The sequence below is a fragment of the Pseudomonas sp. genome (assembly GCF_049653025.1).
GTDB lineage: Bacteria > Pseudomonadota > Gammaproteobacteria > Pseudomonadales > Pseudomonadaceae > Aquipseudomonas.
In genome coordinates this window covers 12,515-31,225 of sequence record NZ_JBASFM010000013.1, presented here as the reverse complement: position 1 = coordinate 31,225, position 18,711 = coordinate 12,515, and the positions used below count along the sequence as shown (strand labels likewise).

Annotated in this window: 17 protein-coding genes and 4 pseudogenes; 16 read left to right on the top strand and 5 right to left on the bottom strand. The window is 52.7% G+C overall.

Features of this window, described 5'->3' with window-relative positions; genetic code table 11:
* Positions 1 to 28: 28 nt before the first annotated feature.
* A complete protein-coding gene (locus WBK23_RS10250; protein ID WP_424483870.1) occupies positions 29 to 844 on the bottom strand; it encodes a hypothetical protein in 816 nt (271 codons plus the stop codon).
* A gap of 207 nt (positions 845 to 1,051) precedes the next feature.
* Between WBK23_RS10250 and WBK23_RS10245 the strand changes: the two genes are divergently transcribed.
* The 8 genes and pseudogenes from WBK23_RS10245 to WBK23_RS10210 form a co-directional block, all read left to right on the top strand.
* Positions 1,052 to 1,357: a hypothetical protein gene (locus tag WBK23_RS10245; RefSeq protein ID WP_424483869.1), complete on the top strand. Its 306-nt coding sequence runs from the start codon at positions 1,052 to 1,054 to the stop codon at positions 1,355 to 1,357.
* A 265-nt stretch (positions 1,358 to 1,622) separates the two neighbouring features.
* Positions 1,623 to 3,167: an IS21 family transposase gene (gene istA, locus WBK23_RS10240; protein WP_424483868.1), complete on the top strand. Its 1,545-nt coding sequence runs from the start codon at positions 1,623 to 1,625 to the stop codon at positions 3,165 to 3,167.
* Positions 3,160 to 3,909: an IS21-like element helper ATPase IstB gene (istB, locus tag WBK23_RS10235; RefSeq protein ID WP_193826304.1), complete on the top strand. Its 750-nt coding sequence runs from the start codon at positions 3,160 to 3,162 to the stop codon at positions 3,907 to 3,909. Before istA ends, istB begins: the two co-directional genes overlap by 8 nt.
* Positions 3,910 to 3,911: 2 nt before the next feature.
* A complete protein-coding gene (locus WBK23_RS10230) occupies positions 3,912 to 4,766 on the top strand; it encodes a hypothetical protein (RefSeq protein ID WP_193826305.1) in 855 nt (284 codons plus the stop codon).
* Positions 4,756 to 5,763 (top strand): tyrosine-type recombinase/integrase, encoded by a 1,008-nt coding sequence (locus WBK23_RS10225; protein ID WP_424483867.1) that lies wholly within the window; start codon positions 4,756 to 4,758, stop codon positions 5,761 to 5,763. The genes WBK23_RS10230 and WBK23_RS10225 overlap by 11 nt, the downstream gene beginning before the upstream one ends.
* A 114-nt stretch (positions 5,764 to 5,877) precedes the next feature.
* Positions 5,878 to 6,172: pseudogene (locus tag WBK23_RS10220) on the top strand (type II TA system antitoxin MqsA family protein).
* A gap of 130 nt (positions 6,173 to 6,302) precedes the next feature.
* Positions 6,303 to 7,835 carry a Fic family protein gene (locus WBK23_RS10215; protein WP_424483866.1) on the top strand — a complete coding sequence of 511 codons (1,533 nt, stop codon included), beginning with the start codon at positions 6,303 to 6,305 and terminating at the stop codon, positions 7,833 to 7,835.
* A gap of 33 nt (positions 7,836 to 7,868) precedes the next feature.
* Positions 7,869 to 8,063 (top strand): annotated as a pseudogene (locus WBK23_RS10210) (transposase); the annotation flags it as partial.
* A gap of 252 nt (positions 8,064 to 8,315) precedes the next feature.
* Here WBK23_RS10210 and WBK23_RS10205 read toward each other — a convergent pair.
* A complete protein-coding gene (locus WBK23_RS10205) occupies positions 8,316 to 9,380 on the bottom strand; it encodes a hypothetical protein (protein ID WP_424483865.1) in 1,065 nt (354 codons plus the stop codon).
* Positions 9,381 to 10,083: 703 nt separating this feature from the next.
* On the opposite strand from WBK23_RS10205, the gene WBK23_RS10200 reads away from it, so the two are divergent.
* The 7 genes and pseudogenes from WBK23_RS10200 (at position 10,084) to WBK23_RS10170 (ending at position 16,440) form a co-directional block, all read left to right on the top strand.
* Positions 10,084 to 11,337, top strand: a complete 1,254-nt coding sequence (locus WBK23_RS10200; RefSeq protein ID WP_424483864.1) for a hypothetical protein — start codon at positions 10,084 to 10,086, stop codon at positions 11,335 to 11,337.
* 165 nt (positions 11,338 to 11,502) lie between these two features.
* Positions 11,503 to 11,646 (top strand): annotated as a pseudogene (locus tag WBK23_RS10195) (RHS repeat-associated core domain-containing protein); the annotation flags it as partial.
* Positions 11,626 to 12,099, top strand: a complete 474-nt coding sequence (locus WBK23_RS10190) for a hypothetical protein (RefSeq protein WP_424483863.1) — start codon at positions 11,626 to 11,628, stop codon at positions 12,097 to 12,099. The pseudogene WBK23_RS10195 and the gene WBK23_RS10190, both read left to right, overlap by 21 nt.
* 5 nt (positions 12,100 to 12,104) lie before the next feature.
* Positions 12,105 to 12,662, top strand: coding sequence for a hypothetical protein (locus tag WBK23_RS10185; protein WP_424483862.1), 558 nt, complete (start codon positions 12,105 to 12,107; stop codon positions 12,660 to 12,662).
* 273 nt (positions 12,663 to 12,935) lie between these two features.
* Positions 12,936 to 13,808: pseudogene (locus tag WBK23_RS10180) on the top strand (site-specific integrase); the annotation flags it as partial.
* Complete coding sequence (locus tag WBK23_RS10175; protein WP_424483861.1) at positions 13,805 to 16,039, top strand: hypothetical protein; 2,235 nt, start codon at positions 13,805 to 13,807, stop codon at positions 16,037 to 16,039. The pseudogene WBK23_RS10180 and the gene WBK23_RS10175, both read left to right, overlap by 4 nt.
* A 2-nt stretch (positions 16,040 to 16,041) precedes the next feature.
* Positions 16,042 to 16,440, top strand: a complete 399-nt coding sequence (locus WBK23_RS10170; RefSeq protein WP_424483860.1) for a hypothetical protein — start codon at positions 16,042 to 16,044, stop codon at positions 16,438 to 16,440.
* A gap of 186 nt (positions 16,441 to 16,626) precedes the next feature.
* On the opposite strand, the gene WBK23_RS10165 is transcribed toward WBK23_RS10170, so the two are convergent.
* From WBK23_RS10165 to WBK23_RS10155, 3 genes are all read right to left on the bottom strand, one after another.
* Positions 16,627 to 16,812 carry an antitoxin Xre/MbcA/ParS toxin-binding domain-containing protein gene (locus WBK23_RS10165; RefSeq protein ID WP_424483859.1) on the bottom strand — a complete coding sequence of 62 codons (186 nt, stop codon included), beginning with the start codon at positions 16,810 to 16,812 and terminating at the stop codon, positions 16,627 to 16,629.
* A gap of 196 nt (positions 16,813 to 17,008) precedes the next feature.
* Positions 17,009 to 17,584 (bottom strand): DUF6088 family protein, encoded by a 576-nt coding sequence (locus WBK23_RS10160; RefSeq protein WP_424483858.1) that lies wholly within the window; start codon positions 17,582 to 17,584, stop codon positions 17,009 to 17,011.
* A gap of 11 nt (positions 17,585 to 17,595) precedes the next feature.
* Entirely contained in the window at positions 17,596 to 18,027 is a 432-nt protein-coding gene (locus WBK23_RS10155; protein ID WP_424483857.1) for a hypothetical protein, read from the bottom strand.
* 85 nt (positions 18,028 to 18,112) lie between these two features.
* Here WBK23_RS10155 and WBK23_RS10150 point away from each other — a divergent pair, with 85 nt between their 5' ends.
* The gene (locus WBK23_RS10150) at positions 18,113 to 18,391 is read left to right on the top strand and encodes a helix-turn-helix domain-containing protein (RefSeq protein ID WP_424483856.1); all 279 of its coding nucleotides are present in this window, start codon (positions 18,113 to 18,115) and stop codon (positions 18,389 to 18,391) included.
* Positions 18,392 to 18,711: the final 320 nt, after the last annotated feature.

Below are 18,711 nucleotides of genomic sequence, written 5' to 3'. Positions count from 1 at the left end.
TTAACCAGCTGCAGTTGCCGGACGCGATTCAGATAGCCCTATTACACCTCAGTATCACACTGTATTTTTCATCATGGCTTGCGCGGCCAGCCGAGACCCTTCTAATAGTTTCAAGCATGTGCCACGGCTCCTCCCTAGCCATCATTTGAGCAAGTATAAGGAAGGCCTTCCCATGACGTCTGTTGCTAGATGAGACCTTAGCAAGCACTCCATGTACTTCTTCATATAAGTCTTCGGTAACGCCATCAAAATCAGAAACCAAACTGATTTCAATAAAAAAGTACATTACAAGTTCTCTTAAGGATCGAGACTCTCCGTATTCGCCATGCAGCTCATGAGCTTTAACTGCGATTAATAGAGCAGCAAGCTCATCCAAACCTCTCCGATCAATAGCGCGCAGAAATTTTGACCCTGACGAGAACCAATCACGACTTTTAGTGAAGCTCCTGAAATCTATAGCTCGAGTAACTTCATCATGTTTCAGTAGGATCTGGTGAAGCCCCGGCTCAAGCTTCTGAGCAAGTACTATAAGCTCGGCCTCTTCTGGGTCGCGGGTCGATAGTAAAGACCAAATCGGGTGGCTAACAATTCTCGCCATGCCCGGCAACAGCTTGTCTACCGCTTTTATAAGATTGTCATTTTTTATATTTTCTCCTCTTTTGTATCTGTAAAAGTCGGCACGAAACTTCGAGTAGACAGCTCCTCTTTCGGCGCCTGCCACCTCTACAAGGGCAGGGGTAATTTGCGAAACCTTATCCACCCCTAGCCTGCGTAGTAGCACATTTACAAAGTACTTGCTGCGAATCGCTATTACAGAGTCGGATAATGTGAAAAAACGTTCCATAGAACTTGCCTTGTGAAACAAGTTACACGAGCAGCATGTATCCACACTTGGCACTCGGAATGACCTTGATTCTTAAGCCAACAACAAGAGAATTTAGTCGCAGTTTTTCAACATTCTGAGATTCCCCAAAAAATACGACGAAATGCGGCCATTTCAGGTCCGGCATAGACTTGTCACGTTAATGACAAACGACCTAGGTAGGCCGCTATGGACGATGTCGAGAAGGCAATGCTGATTGAGGCTCTAGCCAGCAGTCTTGAGAGCGACTTACTAGGCCGCTTTGGACCAGTGATGACTGGGGATGAGCTATTGCGTGCACTGGGCTATCCGTCGCGCGAAGCGTTCCGGCAATCGTTAGTGCGCCACACCGTCGCGGTTCCCTTGTTTGACCTGGAATACCGGCGAGGGAAATTCGCCCTCGTGAAGGATGTTGCCCGTCACCTAGCCGAGCAGCGCTTCACTGCTAAGTTCGGCATTTCTCTCAATCGCGAACCAGGAGGTGATCCCAAATGACCTAGCGACACACGCGTGTAACCAACGCAGTGAGGCGCAGATAAGAAAAAGCCTCCGGGGGGCAATCCCAGAGGCCTTTTGTGGCAGTCGATGTGAAGACCCGACTCCCATCAGTCTTATCCCCGAAGCCCAACCTGTCAAGACGAAAGCCCATGCGCACGCGCGGGCTTCGGGGCCTCTCTGTATCCCTATTTCGATTGCGTCTAACGATGCCGGCTTTGCTCGTCCTTCGGATGACTGAAGCCGGCTCCAGGAGGGTACAGACATGCAAGCTCAAACCTATCGGAAGGTATTGCATCTCAACTGCTGCTCGACAATGAGCCTGCGGCAAATTGCCAAGCAGGTAGGCATCGCTATCAATACCGTCAGGAAGATTACGTCCGTAGCGCAGGCCAACCAGTGGGACTGGGAAGTCGTCCAGGACATGAATGATCGCGAGCTAAAAACTTGCTTTCACGCAGTTAGGCAGCAGGAAAATGGCAAGGTCATGCCTGATTGGGTGGCCATCCATAAGCTGATGCAGGCCAAGCATCAGACTCGGATCGAGCTCTGGGAGGAATACCGCGATCAGCTCAAATCCGCCGCCTACTCTTACTCCCAATTCAACCATTACTACCGCGAGTATCTGAGCAAAATCGACCTCACCATGCGGCAGGTCCACTTTGCTGGCGAATGTGTGTTTGTGGACTATGCCGGGCAGACTATTTCGTGGTTTGACGCGGAACAAGGTAAGCAGCGCGAAGCTCAGGTCTTCGTAGCTGTGTTCGGCTGCTCCAACTACACATTCTCTTATGCCAGTGCCAGTCAAAAACTTTGTGACTGGATCGACGCCCACAACCGGATGTTCCAGTTCTTCGGCGGCGTGCCCGAGACGGTCATCCCGGACAATCTCAAGTCCGCAGTGACCACGCCAGGCCATGATCCTGTCATCAACAAGACTTATCAGGAACAGTCCGAGCACTACGGTTTTGTGGTGGTGCCCGCCCGGGTTCGTAAGCCGCAGGACAAGGCCAAAGCGGAGCTCGGTGTAAAACTGGTCAGCCAGTGGATCACTGTACCGCTGCGCCGCCGGCAGTTCTTCAGCCTAGAGGAGATCAACGTTGCTTTGGCTGAGCTGCTGGAGAAAGTGAATCAGCGTTCTTTTAAGCGCCTGCCCGGCAATCGCCTAGAGCGTTTCCTTGAGTTGGACAAGCCCGCGTTGAAACCCTTGCCGCCGGAGCCTTATGAATACGGCGAATGGATGGCCGCTCAGAGGGTCGGGCCGGACTACCACATCTATGTGCAGAATCACGCTTACTCGGTGCCCTGGCGGCTGGTGGGCGAGCGGGTGGATATTCGTGTCAGCCCTTTGACCGTCGCCTTTTTCCACCTGAGCAAGCGGGTGGCCCTGCATCCTCGCGACGACTCGCCCGGCGGCACGACGACCAACCCGAATCACCGGCCCGAAGCCCACCAAGCCTATGCCTCTCGGACCGCGCACCACTATCTCGAATGGGCCTATGGTCTTGGTGCGGCTACTGCGGAGGTCGTGCAGGCGCAGTTTCACGGTAAGGCTGATTTCTCCATCTCCGGCAGCAAGGCCTGTCAGCAGTTGCAGCATCTGGCCAAGCACTACGGTAATGCCAGGGTCGAAGCGGCTTGCGCGAGGGCGTTGGCCATCCAATCGCCGACGATCAAGAGTCTGCGTTCTATCTTGCAGCATCGTCTTGATGAGTTGCACCGGCCCTTGCATCCCGTCGCCGCTCTGATTCCGCCCCACGCTAATGTGCGCGGCTCCGACTATTACACCGGGGAGAACCGCCATGAATGAGCAGCAGACTTTCGAGCAGCTGAAAGCGCTCAAGCTGCTCGGCATGGCGAACGCTATGGCGGCGCAGCTGGAAAGCCCCAACATTCAGAGCCTGCCCTTCAACGATCGCCTGGCCCTGCTGGTTGAGGCCGAATGCCATGAACGTGACAATCGCCGGCAACAACGTCTGATGACGCAGGCGAAGCTGAAGATACGCACTGCCTGCCTCGAAGACATCGACTTTAGGGCGCGCCGCGGTCTGGACAAGCCACAGCTGATGTCACTGGGGCAGTGCCAGTGGATCGGGCGCCACCAGCACCTGCTGATTACTGGTCCGACCGGCGTGGGCAAGACGTGGCTCGCCTGCGCTTTTGGCATGCATGCCATTCGCCGCGGACAGTCCGTTGCGTACCACCGCGTTAGCCGGTTGTTGGAGGAAACCGAAATTGCTCGGGCCGACGGTTCTCTGTCCGGCCTGCGCAGCAAGCTCGCGAAGTGCCACCTGCTGATCCTCGATGATTGGGGGATGTCACCGCTCACTGATATCGGTCGACAGGATCTCCTGGAGTTCGTCGATGACCGGACGGGGACCGGTGCCATCTTGATTGCCTCCCAGCTGCCGGTCGCTAAGTGGTACGAGTACATCAACGAGCCGACCCTGGCGGATGCCATCCTCGATCGCATTGTTCACCGCGCGCACAAGATCGAGATGCACGGCGACTCCATGCGCAAGAAGCGCGGCCTCAACGATGGGGAGGACTAGCCATGTACGATCCCCATCAGATCCAGCATCAGGATGTGATGATTCATCAGCCGATCGCCCGCTGCTCCTACAACGACGGTATGGCGGATAACCTGGTGGTCAATCAGGTGCTCGACTACTACTCGCAGACCTTGTGCAGCGACACGAAGGCCTTGGCCTATCTGCAGGGCCGAGGTATCTACCAACCTGATCTTCTGGCGCAGTTTCGGCTTGGCTTGGCAGATCGATCCCTAGGGCTGCAGCTACGCAAGCTGAGCTTTCTGGAGGAAGAGACGGTCAGAGGTGCGCTGATGCGCGTCGGTCTGCTGAGGGACTCTGGGCACGAGCTGTTTCGTGGTGCACTGGTGTTTCCGATGCTCAATCAGGACGGAAAGATCCTGGGGTGTTATGGGCGTCGGATCACGCCCAAGCTGACCGCGCACTCGGCTTATCACGTGCACTGGCATCTGGAGCACAGCGGTTTTTTCAACCAGAAGGCGTTGTTCGAATTTCCCGAGTTGATTCTCTGTAAAAGCCCGATCGAAGCACTGACTTGGTGGTGTCACGGATATACCAACGTGGCCGCCATCATGGGTTTTGCTGGCTTCGACGAAGAGCACCTGAGCATCCTGCAGAGCAGCCTGGTCAGGCTGATCTACATCGCCTTCGGCACTTCCCATCCCGAGCTGGATGAGGTGCATCGGATCGCCCATCTGCTTGCGGACAGTGGCATCGAAGTGCGCTTGGTTTTGTTCCCCCAGGGCTTGGATGGCAACCGCTTTGTCTCCACGGTTAGCGATCCTGATAAGGCTCTCTCGCGAGCCCTCAAAGACGCCTTGGCGTTACCGGAAAGCATGGGAGGTGATCATGGCTGCTGAAACTTATCCGACCAGCCTGTTAGCGTGCGTGCCCTTTTACATTGAGGATTGCCTAGCTCGCGGACAAAGTGATGCGACGGCCAACTCCAAGACAGCGATGCTGCAGATGTTCGTGCATTGGAGTGAGCAGCAAGGCATCAGCGAGGTGACGCAAGTCGACCTGGCTCTTCTGGAGAGTTACCGCAAATACTTGCACCGGTACCGCAAGCGTCTGGACAGTGCACCCTTGGAGCTCTCAACACAGCGCATGAGATTGATGGCCGTGACAGGCCTGCTCAAGCGTTTGCACTACTACGGCATTGTGCTTTCGGACGATTACTCCAAGTTTCCGCTGCCCAAGGTTCATCGCAAGATACCCAAGCAGATTCCTGATGAAGACGAGATAGACCCGATTCTGCACCAGACGCTCACGAAAGGTCGTATGGGATTGCGGGACCGCGCCATCCTGGAGGTTTACTACGCCACGGCGATACGCCGAGCCGAGCTGGCCGTGCTGGATATCCGGGACGTGGACTTCAAACACAAGCTGGTCACTGTACGCAAAGGGAAAGGTGGACAGGATCGACGGGTTCCAATTGCGCAGCGAGCACTCGACTGGGTTGAGAAGTATCTGAACGAGCTACGCGGCCGTTTGGCGACGATGGCCAGCGGCGAGGCTCTCTTCCTGGGCGAAACTGGCAAGCGCATCCAGAAGAGCAAGTTGACCGCGCTTGTGGGTGGCTATATCCGGCGCTCCGGGATCGGCAAGAGTGGCTCCTGCCACGCGCTCCGTCACGCGACGGCGACGCACATGCTGCGCCACGGTGCTGACATTCGTTATGTGCAGGAGATGCTGGGTCATCAGTGCATCGAGAGTACCCAGATCTACACGCATGTGACGGTCACGGATCTGCAGGGCGTGTACGGCAGGACGCACCCGGCAGCTCAGGAATCCGGCCGAAGAAAGACGCTTAGGCGAGCCCGTGTAACTCGAAAAATCGTCCCCCGAGGTGATTAACCAAGTTGCCAGATATAACCTAGCAGGTTAGTGCGACCCATATGGAGAAGCCGGAGAGGTCTATCTGAAACTCACGGTCATTGATGATGTGCTCATCGTGTCCTTCAAGGAGCTATGAACATGAAATGTCCATCTTGTGCAGCGGCGGAACTAGTGCACGACACCCGTGATATGCCATACACCTACAAGAACGAACCGACCACTATTCCGGCAGTAACCGGCGACTTCTGCCCGGCCTGCGGTGAAGTGGTTCTTGATGCAGGCGAGTCGGCCCGCGTCAGCACAGCGATGCTGGGATTTAACAAGCAGGTGAATGCTTCAGACGCTCGCCGTTGACCAGCGTGAAACGGCCGAGACTTTCGGCATTGGCGTCAACGCATTCTCGCGCTACGAGAGTGGTAAACCTTGAGTCAGTGCCGGCCGTTTGGCTCATTTCTTTGGCCGACTCTGTCATTCTCATGCCCGGGTATTAGCTATAAGTTTTTCCATGAAAGTAGTGTAAATTATAGTTTTATCATGATCCCTATAGGAAATTCTCTATGCGGCAACCCATTGAGCGAGCCGGGTACAGTTGGCTGATCAACGCCCTCGATCTTCACTGCGTGCCGCTTGATCATGAGTGTGTCATAGGCTCGCGTCCTGCGCTTTCTCAGCCCATCGGCGGCGCAAAAGTAGAGGTCTTCACCAAGGGATACGCCAGAGAAAATCGCCCCATCGACCAGATGCTGTTTGCGCTTTCGTACGAAGGGGTAAATCTGGGAGTCCTAGAGCGCGCATTCCAGATTCCCGCTGTCCGAGATGACCTGGTTGCTGCGATCGCTGAGAAGCCAGCCAGCGGCTATCTGCGCCGGCTCTGGTACATCTGCGAGAATATTGCTGGCCATCAGTTGCCTCTGCCCGACACAGCCCAGAACATTCCCTATGAGCACCTGCTCCCACCGGAGAAATATTTCACCGGCCCAGAGGAAATGTCGCGCAGGCATCGCGTTCGGATGAATCTCCTGGGGACGCCACAGCTGTCAGCTCTGATTACCCGCCAGGGCTGGACAGACGACAGTCTTTTGAATGCGCAAATAGTCGAGCGCATGCATGACCAGATGGTTGATTTCTCAGTCACCGAGATTGCTAGAGCGGCGCAGTACCTGCTGACGACCGAGACTCGCAGCTCATACGAAATCGAGCATGAGCGCCCAGCTCCTGATCGAATCTTGCGTTTTGTACGAGTGCTGGAGCAGGCGGGCCAACGCCCACTAGACGAAGAGTTTTTGTTCGAGATTCATCGGATAGCTCTCGGTACGGGGCGTCCCGATCCGTCCATTGGTGCATACAGGCACCTGCAGAACTGGCTCGGCCGCGGGGATCTCATTCACCTGATCCCGCCGACGCCGGAAACAGTGCCTGGGATGATGGAGGAGTGGTTCGTCATGCGTGAGCGCGTCATGCGCAGTGACGCCCCTGCGCTGGTGAAGCTAAACGCGATCGCGCACAGCTTCATCTACATCCATCCTTTCATGGACGGGAACGGCCGGTTGTCCCGCTTCATCATGCAGGACATCCTGGCCAATGAAGGCCTCAAGCTGCAGGGCATCATCATGCCTATCTCTGCCGGTCTTCTGGTCAATCTGGACAGTTATATCGGCACGCTCGACGCACTCTCACGGCGACTACTTAGCGCTACGCAGTACCACCGGAGGGACTTGTCCAGCGACCCTGAACTGGATGAGGCGCATGCCCATCTGTTCGCCCACCTGGACTTCACTGATCTGCAGGGCGAGGTCAATAAAAGCGCTGCACGAGTTCTGGATGGACTCATGCGTGATGAGGTTAACCATCTCGTCCGCCGCGATAGATTCAAAGAGCAAATGAATCGCGAACTGGATCTGTCGAACCGGGATCTTGAACTGCTTATTGCGGTGATTTACGAGAACAGCGGGCGTGTCTCCAAGCGTAAGCGGACGAGCTTGTTCCAGCACCTGACGGATGAAGATATTGCGCTAGCAGAGAACATCTACGCCGATCTGCATGCGCCGGAAGAACCGGAATCGGAGATGACGTTGGGTCGCCCGCAGTAGGCTTCTCTTGGGATTGAATGGCCGGTTGGTAGCCAAAGGGTCAAGGCGCAGATGCGGGCCAAGGTCGAGCATCCATTTCGGGTGATCAAGTGCCAGTTCGGTTATGTGAAGACGCGCTTTCGTGGCCTGGCCAAGAACACGGCGTAGTTGTTCACGCTGTTTGCGTTCTCGAACCTTCGGGTGGAACGCAGACATTTACAGACAAATGCAGGAAAGGTGCGCCTGTAATGCGGGGAATAGTTGCTGCGAGGTCCTCGCGGCAGTCAACCACACAGAAATAAGCGGGTGATCTGATTATCTTTGATCGATTCGCTGCTTTCAAAATCGGCGGGGCCTGAAATCAGCCAGAAATACTGACTACTTCAGACCATCCCTAACACTGCGTTTTAATTATTTAAATCTTGACAGCGATAAACTTAGTCTGGTTTTTGAACCAGTTAAAGTGCCTGTAAAGTAATGTATATCACAGGACAACACTCTTTAATTAACCTCGACCCACATGCTACTGCTTGCACCTCCTTTCCCATAATCCACAACCGTTATAAATATGGGTTTAGTAGTTTTTGTCTTGGCATTGATCTCAATTGAAAACTCGCCTTTATCAGCAAGTATTTTAGTTTCGAGCGCATTTTTATCGGTTGCATCCTGAGGTTTTGCAGACACTCCGATCACGCCACTAGTATTCTGTATGGGAAACTGAGTAACTGAGTTGGCATTCAACTTAGTAATCAAACTATCCCCTACCTTGACGATGCGCGGCGCAAGGCCTCCAGCAATCGGACACTCCTTGCTTGGGTTGTCCTTGAATGCTGTGGACAGTTGTTCAGACTGGGAAACCCAGTCCTCTAAGTCTGGGTAAAGTGACGTGGCACCGCCCAAGGCGGCTGCTACTTTGGGAACAACCGCTTTGGGTGCTGGGATGTTAGAGGTAATTACGCTAGAAATAAAAGCATACGATTGTTCCGGAGATGGTTGCTCAGCCGAAAGCATTACATTTATAGTGGCAGGCACATCTAGAACTCTACTCTTATACTCGTCCTCATACTTACGAACCATGATTAGCGCAGCATAATATCTATCCTTGTAGCTAAGCCAGTCAGTGTCATCTAGATAATTCTTGGCTAGATCCTCACCTCGACCAGAATCAAACCCACTATATAGCTTGTCAATACAGTTAAGTGCGCTAACGCCGCTTAAATATATCTGCTCTCTGCTCGGCTTATATAAAGCTCCATGGAGGCCATAGGTTACACCTGCTCCAGCGCCGAGCGCAGCAATTTGGTGGCCGCCACCACCGGTGACACCTTTATATCCACCGAAACCTAAAAGGCCGGCAAGAGCAACGGTAGCACTATTCGACACCTGGGATAGCTCAGATGCATAAGATTCAAATTTCTTTCTGTACTTTTGGGAAAGTAACTTAACTGGATGTTTAACTTCGATGGTATCTACTTCGATTTTTGTTGTAGGGATGTACGGGTCAAGTATGACGCACGATGAAGTAAGTGTGATCAAAGGGAGGCACAAGATGAGTTTAAAATCCATGAGTCCATTCCTGGCAAGTGTAGTGCAGAGAGAGCCTATTACTGCATTCAAGTAGCAATATTAGATCGCCATTACCAGTTGTCCAGAACGTGTTGAAATATATTTGCAGTAAGGGTATGGAGTCTGGATAAATTATATTTTCCCATTAAATCATATGGTTGCCTGATTTTTGGGCTGCTCATCTTGGGCGGCACCTTGCTCGGCGAGCTCGAAATAGGAGCTCAGAACATTCTGCTGGTTACGAGCCGATCGTTACTACTGGGGGCATGACCTGTTCCAGGGAAACGAGATGCTAGACAAAACACCATCGGGGATTTGTAGCGCTTTGCAATGCGGGTCTACAGTCAATAGAGATGGCGACTCAACCTGTACCGAATTTTCGTGCAGAACTTAAGAAAGCGTTTCCAAAAGTAGGTGAGTCAGCCGAGACAAGGCTAGAGCCGACAAGGACGCCAAATTTACTAGCTGTAAATTAGCATTCCGAGCCTGTTTTAAATGCCGAAACGGCAACGAAGGTACCTGCTCGTGACCCTGCCGTTGGACTTGAGTCCACGGGGTGGTAGTTTTAGGTTTGAAGTCTACTATGAATCCTGCGCCACCTGAGGTGACTCGCTCAGTGTGAAATTAGTGTTAACCAGAAGCGCTCATAATTCTGGAAAAGGTTTTTCGGATTGCTCTTCTTCGTATGCATGGAGAATACATTATGACTAAAAAATCGTACATATATGGCGGCGTTCTATTGCTCGCGTACTCTGGGGCCTTATGTGCAGAGGATGTTCCATTGATAGAAGCGCTACCAGAATCTTACATTTATATGTACACATCTAAGCAGAATGTTGATGACCTGACGGCGGCGCAGCGTCAATTGTATGATGAGCAACGCATGTGGGAGCCTGGAAGAAAACTCCGTGTATGTACTTTTGGCGGGAATAAAACGGTTGCTAGGTTAATTAGGGATGTCGCTGGCGAGTGGAGTAACTACTCAAGCGTCAAGCTAGATTTTGGGCCAGATTCAGGTGGCTATAATTGCCTTGACCATCAGAGAGGATATTATCAAATCCGAGTTGGTTTTGGTTCAAGTGGATATTGGTCTCTTATTGGAAGAGATAGCGAATCTATGATAGATCCGCTCTCTCCGTCAATGAACATAGCTAGATTCAACAGGATTTATTCAGAGGGCAAATTTTCGCCATCCGTGGTTACAGAGAAGGCTGATGCTTATCATAAAGCGGTGATCAGACATGAGTTTGGACACGCTTTAGGCTTATTGCATGAGCACCAGAATCCGAATACAAACTGCCAAGCAGAGATAAAGTGGAGCGGGCCTGGAAATGTATACGAATATTTTGCTAGGGCCCCGCATGAATGGGATCGCGATCAAGTAGATCGCAATTTAGGATTCATTGGGCAGGTAAATCCAAGTTATGTTGCTCGAAAGGGTGATTTCGATTCAATAATGATCTACAACCTTCCAAGTGAGATATACAATGATCGAAATAGTAGGTGCGCTAATATTGTTAACTATAACATTTCTGATCTAGATAAAAAAATTATCGCGCAAATATACCCGCCTGCTTCTTTCGTAAGTGCGTCCGTGGATGTACCTCTTTCGGGGGCTGCTATACGTCCGCTGCCTGCTATTGTGAGCGCATACAATAAGGATGGCTTGCTTCAGAGGGCTTTAGTGGATCTAGAGTCAAACGATAAATATACTCGCAGAGATGCCCGAGTCCGCCTGGCGGACATGATTAAAAGTGATTTACCTAAAGAAACGGTTTCGGATCTGATTAGGGATTTAGATGGCGGTTCATACCGCTATCAACTTGGTGTCTCAACTGCCCTTTCTCAATCTGAAGGTAAAGTAGAGCTAAACACGACTGACAAGAAGGTTCTCGAGGATTTAACCAGCACGATAGAAGATGGAACTCTTAAGAGTGTTATAAAAAATATCCACTAGAAGTGTGAGGTTCTTCGCTGTACCTTTTGTTATTTGGCGTATGGCCCAGAGAAAAGCTATACGTGTGCTTATGGCCAATTTCGATGTTAACCCGGCTCTGGGCGGGTATATTATGATGCTTGGAGGTGGTTCAGCGCTTCGAAGGGCCAAGGGTGATACTGTGAATTAGTTTACAACTACTTCCGCGATTACGACCCCGAGACGGGGCGCTACGTCGAAAGCGATCCGATTGGACTAAATGGTGGTCTTAATACCTTCGGATATGTTGATGCCAATCCAATAAAATATATGGACCGACACGGATTAGTAAAAGCCATATATTTTAATCCGACAGATGAGATTCCATATAACGGAGCTCAAGCAGATCCAGACGACCCCACAAAATGTGTCATTTATGGTCATGGAACTCCTGGTTCTGTTCAAGATGATAGAGGCTCATCAAGGGTATGGTTCGGAAACAACCCAGACGGACTAGCTAGTCTGAAAGAAGATCTCAAAAAGCATGGATGCACTGAGAATATGCCTGTAGTTTTCAAGTCGTGCTCAACAGGGCAAGGTGAAAACTCGATAGCAGAAAACTTTTCGCCGGTATGGGGCAATCAAACCAGTGCGCCAGATGCTCTAATTTGGTGGCGCTGGGACCAAAGCTTTTTCGGCAATAAAAAATATTCGCTTAATCCAACGCCATATGCTGCTGACAGTTCCGGTAAGCACCCGGATACCTCTAGGCCTGGAAGCTATCGTTACTTTGGAAGGGAATGATATTTATGCGTAAAATTTATCTAGTATTTGCACTGGCTTTATATGGCTGCACAGCCAATCAGGGCACAACAAGCAGGCCTGGATGCCCCGCAGAAGAGTTAGGGGCAAGTGCGGATTATATATACTCACTGCTCGCATGCGGTGATCAGAAAAAAGCACTAGTTATAACCAAAAATGGTGCGGATTCAGGTAGCTCTGAGATGTCGAACTTATACATCCAGATATTAGCCTCGAATAATGATTCCGCTGCAGGGCTTGTGTATGCTTTGAGATATGCAGAGGCTGGAGACTTTGAATCCGCTCAATGGGTTATGAGAATAGCCAGAAAGAATAACATTAGAATTCTAGATGAGGCGATAGCTCGCTGGTATATATCCTATATTTCGAGTGGGGATAATAGGCATGCATATTTGGCCATAACGGAACTTCTCCAGTACGCATTAGGTAGTCCAGTCCCCAAGACCTTGATCAAAGACCTCCATCTTACTGAAGATATAAGTTCAAGATTAAGCAGTGAGGAGATGGCTGCCGTAAAAAGCCAAATAGAAAAAATAGAAAAGTAACAATTATTAGCCCAAGAGCAGCAGCTGATAAGTGTCTTTTGGGATAACCAGATTGGGTGGGGGAAACCCTCAGCATTTCCGACCCAAGCGTCCTAAGCCCAGTTATGCACTGGGCTTTTTTTGAGCTGCTAGTTAGTCAATGCCTACTCTTCACAGCGTAAGAAAGCCACCCTGCTTGGTGTATCAATTTCTCCAGCAGGGTGTTCAGACTTTTTCGGTTCAAGGTGTCACGTTAGGCCAGCAGGGTGTTCACGTTGGGCCAGCGCCTACAGTTGGCGAGTAAAGTTCGAAACATTCAGTCTGGATGATGACCTCTACCGCGTGGTGCATGCCTACAAGGCAATGGTACTGGCGCAACTCTGGCAAACGTATCCAGACGGTACCGATTGGAATGCAGCCATTGAGAATGTGCCCCTCTTTCGTCGGAAGCTGGATGATGAAACAGAACTTAGGGAGCGGGTGAATCCCCCTGTTTTGCTCGATAGTCACCTTCAAAAAAGCCTCGAAGACGCGCCGCAGGCGATCTTTCATGTCGGATCAAATACAGTCAGAGCATGGCTTGAGCGCATCGGGCGGATGGAGGGCTTTCCGATTTCGCCTCGCACCCATCAGCCGCTGATTGTGACGCGGGGTCACCGGTTCAGGCACACCCTCGGCACGGACCTGTCCAATGCGGGGATGAGTGAGTGGGCGATGGCCCGCGCATTGATGCACAAGGGTACTCAGACAGTGCGAAAGTACCGACAGGTGTCGGCAGAGTTGCTGGCGTTGATCGACGCGAAGATGACCGACCATCTGGCCTTGGTTGTGAATGCGTTCACCGGGATCATCGTCACAGATCGCACCTCAGCGAAAAACGGGGAACTAGCGGATCGACTAATCGAGGATCTGGCGGTGTGTGGTGCCGATGCCGCCTGCCATCTCGATGCGCCGTTTACCTGTTACGCCTGCGGAAAGTTTCAGCCACTTCTGGACGCGGATCACAGTTCGGTCCTTGAGCGATTGGAACGTCGTCGGGAGCAAACAATTGCCACGGACAAAACCACCGGCGTGCTCTGGGATCGGGCCATTCTGGCCTGCCGCAAGGTGATTCTGGATTGTGAGGCCATGCGCCGATCATCGGGCTCTGGGAGGACAGAAGAGTGACCGAAGCGTTTGATTCTGAACCGTCTGAACCAACGAGCAACATTGTTGATTTTAAGCCCAGGAGCCAACTGGCTGCGGAGACTCAGCTCGCGGCGTTTATCGAATGGGCAAAACAGACCCTACCCAAAGGCATTCCCTATCGAGTGCACGCGAGTATTCGCTGGGAAGACGACAGTTGGCACTCGCATGGCGTCCAATCCTGTAGCTTCACGGCGCTCGGATCGACCAAAACCGCCCCAAAGGCGATGCAGGTACCCTTCACGGAGTTTGCCAAAGCAATGGTTGTGTACCGAAGGGTGTATTTGCAGAAAAAGGACATCCGTGATTGGCTGTCCACCCTGAAGGCGCTGGAAGCCGTCCTGTTCGAGTTGACCGGCACGCTGGATGTGACGCAGGTGTCCGCCGCTGTCTGTAATAAAGCGTGCGACCACCTGAACCGTCACAGCACAAAAGGCGATACCGCATACAGACACAGTAAGGCACTTGAGGCCATCATCACCCTGATGCGGGACAAAAAACTGCTTAAGTCGGATTTCCGATGGACTTCTCCGCTGAGGCTGAAGCCGACTGGCACGCTCAAGCAGCAAAGAGCCGATCGGAAACAGAAGCTGCCCAACCCTGAAGCAATAAAAGCCCTCGGGGAAGTGTTCAATAACGAATTGACCCGCCCCCTCGATATCGTTGTGACATCCGCCTGTGCGCTGTTGCTGAGTGCACCTAGTCGCGTGGGTGAATTGGCGGATGTCGAATTGGCTTGCCTAGTATTTAAAGAGGATACCCAAGGCAACCAGCGCATGTTCTTGCGCTGGTACGCGGAAAAGATAAACCAGGTAATGCTGAAGCCCGTCATTACGCCTGAGATGGAGCCGGTCGTCGAGCGGGCCATCACGTTACTGAAACCGATCACCGATGAGGCGCGGGCTTACGCCGCCTGGCTGGAGGATCATCCCGATGAGTTTCCGCCCCATGAAGGACTGCCATCCAAGGGGCCTGATGAACCGCTAACCTACGCAGAAGCCTGTGCCGCGCTGAAACTCAGCGTTGGTGACGGCCCGCGAAGGAGATTCAATCAAAAATTCCTGATATGCATGGAGAAGCAAATGGCGCTCAGCCCCGTCGCCCGAGCCCTATTGGCCGAGATCCGAGACGGGTGGGACTCCAGCGCGGGGAAGCGCATATATGTTAAGGGCAGGTTAGAGAGCTTTGAATTTGACGACCGGTGTGTGATCACGCTGCGCAAGCTCAATGTACTGTTGCGGGAGAAGTATCTTCCAAAGGATTTTCCATACACCACGCCGTATACGGAGGGCAAAGCTCGGGTGAAGTACCGTAATGCGTTGTTCACAGTGCGCACGGGAGCGCTGGCTGAAGACGCAGGTGGCATTACTGTGACACACGGGTTTGGCATTGAGATCGCGGCGAACCCTACCCGAATGGCTGCGCAATTAAGCGGTTTGACCGACCGGAAAAAGATAAACCTGTTCGAGCGCTATGGCTACTCCGGCGTCACGGTCAACACACATGCGTTTCGGCACGAATTGAACACGCAGATGCACCGGGCGGGCCTGTCGCAGCTCCTGATTGACGCCTTCTCCGGGCGCACGACGTTGGGGTCGGTCTACAACCATGAAACCGTCGAGGAACGCACCCAAAGGGTTGCGGATTACCACCCACAAACGAAGCACAGCACCGCTGCTCAGCGCCTGGAAAAGGTCAAAACCAATCAGCCGCTGAACCTGATTGAGGTGAGGGAACTGCGAGAGGGTGAGCAGGACCGCATTATCCATCTAACCCCTTACGGCGTTTGTGTGCACGACTTTGCTTCCGAGCCCTGCCCGAAAATGGGTGCCTGTTTGGACTGCGGGCGGCTCGGTTGCGTCAAAGGGGATGACGTAAAGCTGAGCAATCTTAAGGAAGAACGCGACGACCTTAAACGCCGCCTAGATAAAGCCATGGATGCCCAGTCTCGGGGTGTGTTCGGGGCATCGGAGTCGGCCAAAAAACTGGGTGAGAAGCTCTTTAAGTGCGAGGCGCTCATCCATACGCTGGAAAACCCCGAACTCGAAAACGGTGCCATCGTGTGGAACGCCGATAACGGTTGGACGCTGACCAAGAACGCCGCCGCAATGTCGGGGCTGATCGAAGTCAAATTCGTTGAAGATAACCAGGCGCAAGAGGCGTTGCCATCGTTGGATGACGTCTTGGCCTTGCTGGATGAGATCGAGGGTTAACGATGGGGCATTTAACGCCAAAGGATGAGAAACGCATCATTAAGCTAATTGAGGAATGGTCAGAGCCGAAGCTGACCTGGCCTTTGCTCGTTGAGGCCTGCAAAGAAAAACTGGGTATCAGTCGTGCTCGCCAGTCCCTGATGAATCTACCTGCCGTGGATTTAGCAATGAAGAATGCCAAGGCGGGATTGAAGGCTCAGAAGCTGAAGCCGGGCTGGATTAGCGATATTCAGGCAGCCAACGAGCGCATCGAGAAACTGACAGCGACCAATCAGAAGCTGTTAGCTGCTGTTCGAGATATGCATAGCCGGTTTTTGATCTGGCAAGCCAATGCGGATATGCACGGGCTAACGCAATCGATGTTGGAGCAGCCGGTTTCACAGCTTCAAAAGAAGACCTGATCCGGTGTTCAGAACACCTACACCAGGAAAAGATTCATGGCAGCTACGTCCTGAAATTCGAGCACTCGTACCATGCTCCGCGCTACGTTCTGGAAGGGGACGAGTTGATGATCCGTGGCGTCATGTCCCATAACCGATACCGATTGGAGACTGTTTAAACAGGCAGGCCATGCTCAATCGAGTGGATTACTTGGAACACGGCCCGGCAGCCGGCTCCGTGACGAGCTGATCTACCGGCCGTTCAGACGCGAGCATCATATTTGGCGAGGTCAGCCATCGAAGGGCCCCATCAAGATTGCCATCGTAGAGCTCTAAAAGCGCATCCAAAACCTCGACAAGGTGATAGAGGATCTCGCTTAAACATGGAGACATGACGGCTCGGCGAGGTGATGCTCCTACCCACTTTGCGCCTGAGAGCTGGCAGACCTAACTCATGTGCTAGATCTGCAGCCAGTTTTGTCGGGAGTCCATCCAGGGCGGCATTGTGCATCTGGTAATGCGTCGCTGGTAAACCCAACCGACGATGAAGCGCTCCGACTGGCATATCTCAGAGATCCCGCCTTATGTGTCAGATGAGCTCCGCCATCCAGGCCGGGAGTATGGGTTTAGCTGATTGCAGGGCCCGCCACTCACTCGCAGGCAGTAGCTTTTTCAATTTCACTGCGGCCCTTCGTGCGTGATTGGGCCCCAGCCAGGCCAGTGCTCTAACCGCCTGACCGGCATAGGAAGCCCCGAGAGCCATCTGCCACTTTGGCGCATGCTTGATCACTATTTCGGCCTTACCCAAACGCAAGATTCGTGACTGACCACTGGTGAGGAATATCTCCCGGACAGGCATCTGTCGCGTCAAGCCTAAGGCATTGGCTGACCGTGCACCGCTGGCGACGATTACCTCATGGGTTGTCACAGCCAAAGATCGGATCACCCTCTCCGTCGCAGGTGAACGCTTACCGAAGCGAGTGGCGACCGGCGCTACGTATAGACCTCGCGCCACACGTAGCAAGTGCTCATCCTTCGCTAGCCGAGAAAAAGCCTGATTCACTGCCCCGCGATTACCTAGATGAAGAAGGTGTCGAGCCGACAGCAGGCTCCCTTCAGGTAGGCACCGAATTCGCTTAAGTATTACCTCAGCGAGACTACTCATAACACGTGTGGTTAGGCGGCCGTGGAACGGTAGATTTGAGCGCGCCCTACATCAACCGAGCTGACGTAATCTCTATCCGAGTAGATAACCCCTGATGCGGTTTTGAGGTCATAGCCCAATACCTTTTCATCGGTATCGAAGATGCGAACCAGCTCGGCGAGCGGTTCCATCTGCCATGCGCCGGTTCCATTCAGGCGTGCGGGAGTGATGACTTGCACGTCCTCTACTTTGGCGTTGGCAGCGACACCTTCCAGCATTTTTTCTAGCTCTGCCTCGGATGCAACAAGGTACATCGTTCTCCAGTTCGCTCGACCCTTGCCTATGTTCAGGGTTACGCAAAACCAGGGGCTTTGTTGCTCTAGTTCAACAAAGCGCCACAGTTGGTGGGGCTCCTCAAATACGGGCGCGAGCGGGATTTCAGCATGCCGGTGGGTGGTGAACATCGATGGTTATCCACATTTAAGCTATATACAGCATAGCTCATTTGGCCCCGAAAAGGCTTCATCGTTCCTTTTGCGAGGCAGCAAAGTGGAACTGAATGAAGCGCTTGGGCTGGTGATTAAAGAGCTTCGGCAACATAGGGAATTGCCTCAGGAAGGACTGGGCCCCAGCCAGAGCTACATCAGTGCGATTGAGCGCGGCAAGTGGAAGCCTTCGCTGGAGAAGATCGAGCAAGTGGCTGCAATTCTTTCGGTTCATCCCGCCTCATTGCTCATCCTGGCCTATCTAAAACAGGCCCCGGCGGGAGAGGTGGATCAGATCCTCAGCAGTATCCAAGCTGAGGTCGCGGATCTACGGTCTACCTGAAGGCGGCTCGGCGTGGAGGCATCATCGCCTTCACAGTGGCGCTTTGATCGGTGCTATTCTTGGGCGCTGCCCAAGAGCTTCCTCTCCCGGGTATGTATACCGGTGATGAAACTTGGTTTGAGGCGGTCTCGTTGAGGTCGCCTTTGTCATTTCTGGGACGTCATTTCAGCGCGGAACAGACGGCCACTCTTCAAGTCGCTGCTGTGCTGTAAGCGCGCTGACGCGTAAATGAAGCCTCTGCTCCGCTGTCCGTAAACGATCTGATTCGCGCCTTTTGGCAAATTTCCTGTCCTCAAGACGGCCACGGATTGGGGAATTAT

Coding starts and splice junctions, on each gene's coding strand:
- WBK23_RS10155 (WP_424483857.1), bottom strand. CDS start 18,027: ATGTTCACCACCCACCGGCATGCTGAAATCCCGCTCGCGCCCGTATTT.
- istA (WP_424483868.1), top strand. CDS start 1,623: ATGCAAGCTCAAACCTATCGGAAGGTATTGCATCTCAACTGCTGCTCG.
- WBK23_RS10200 (WP_424483864.1), top strand. CDS start 10,084: ATGACTAAAAAATCGTACATATATGGCGGCGTTCTATTGCTCGCGTAC.
- WBK23_RS10165 (WP_424483859.1), bottom strand. CDS start 16,812: ATGTCTCCATGTTTAAGCGAGATCCTCTATCACCTTGTCGAGGTTTTG.
- WBK23_RS10205 (WP_424483865.1), bottom strand. CDS start 9,380: ATGGATTTTAAACTCATCTTGTGCCTCCCTTTGATCACACTTACTTCA.
- WBK23_RS10160 (WP_424483858.1), bottom strand. CDS start 17,584: ATGAGTAGTCTCGCTGAGGTAATACTTAAGCGAATTCGGTGCCTACCT.
- WBK23_RS10245 (WP_424483869.1), top strand. CDS start 1,052: ATGGACGATGTCGAGAAGGCAATGCTGATTGAGGCTCTAGCCAGCAGT.
- WBK23_RS10170 (WP_424483860.1), top strand. CDS start 16,042: ATGGGGCATTTAACGCCAAAGGATGAGAAACGCATCATTAAGCTAATT.
- WBK23_RS10185 (WP_424483862.1), top strand. CDS start 12,105: ATGCGTAAAATTTATCTAGTATTTGCACTGGCTTTATATGGCTGCACA.
- WBK23_RS10190 (WP_424483863.1), top strand. CDS start 11,626: ATGGACCGACACGGATTAGTAAAAGCCATATATTTTAATCCGACAGAT.
- WBK23_RS10215 (WP_424483866.1), top strand. CDS start 6,303: ATGCGGCAACCCATTGAGCGAGCCGGGTACAGTTGGCTGATCAACGCC.
- WBK23_RS10225 (WP_424483867.1), top strand. CDS start 4,756: ATGGCTGCTGAAACTTATCCGACCAGCCTGTTAGCGTGCGTGCCCTTT.
- WBK23_RS10250 (WP_424483870.1), bottom strand. CDS start 844: ATGGAACGTTTTTTCACATTATCCGACTCTGTAATAGCGATTCGCAGC.
- WBK23_RS10230 (WP_193826305.1), top strand. CDS start 3,912: ATGTACGATCCCCATCAGATCCAGCATCAGGATGTGATGATTCATCAG.
- istB (WP_193826304.1), top strand. CDS start 3,160: ATGAATGAGCAGCAGACTTTCGAGCAGCTGAAAGCGCTCAAGCTGCTC.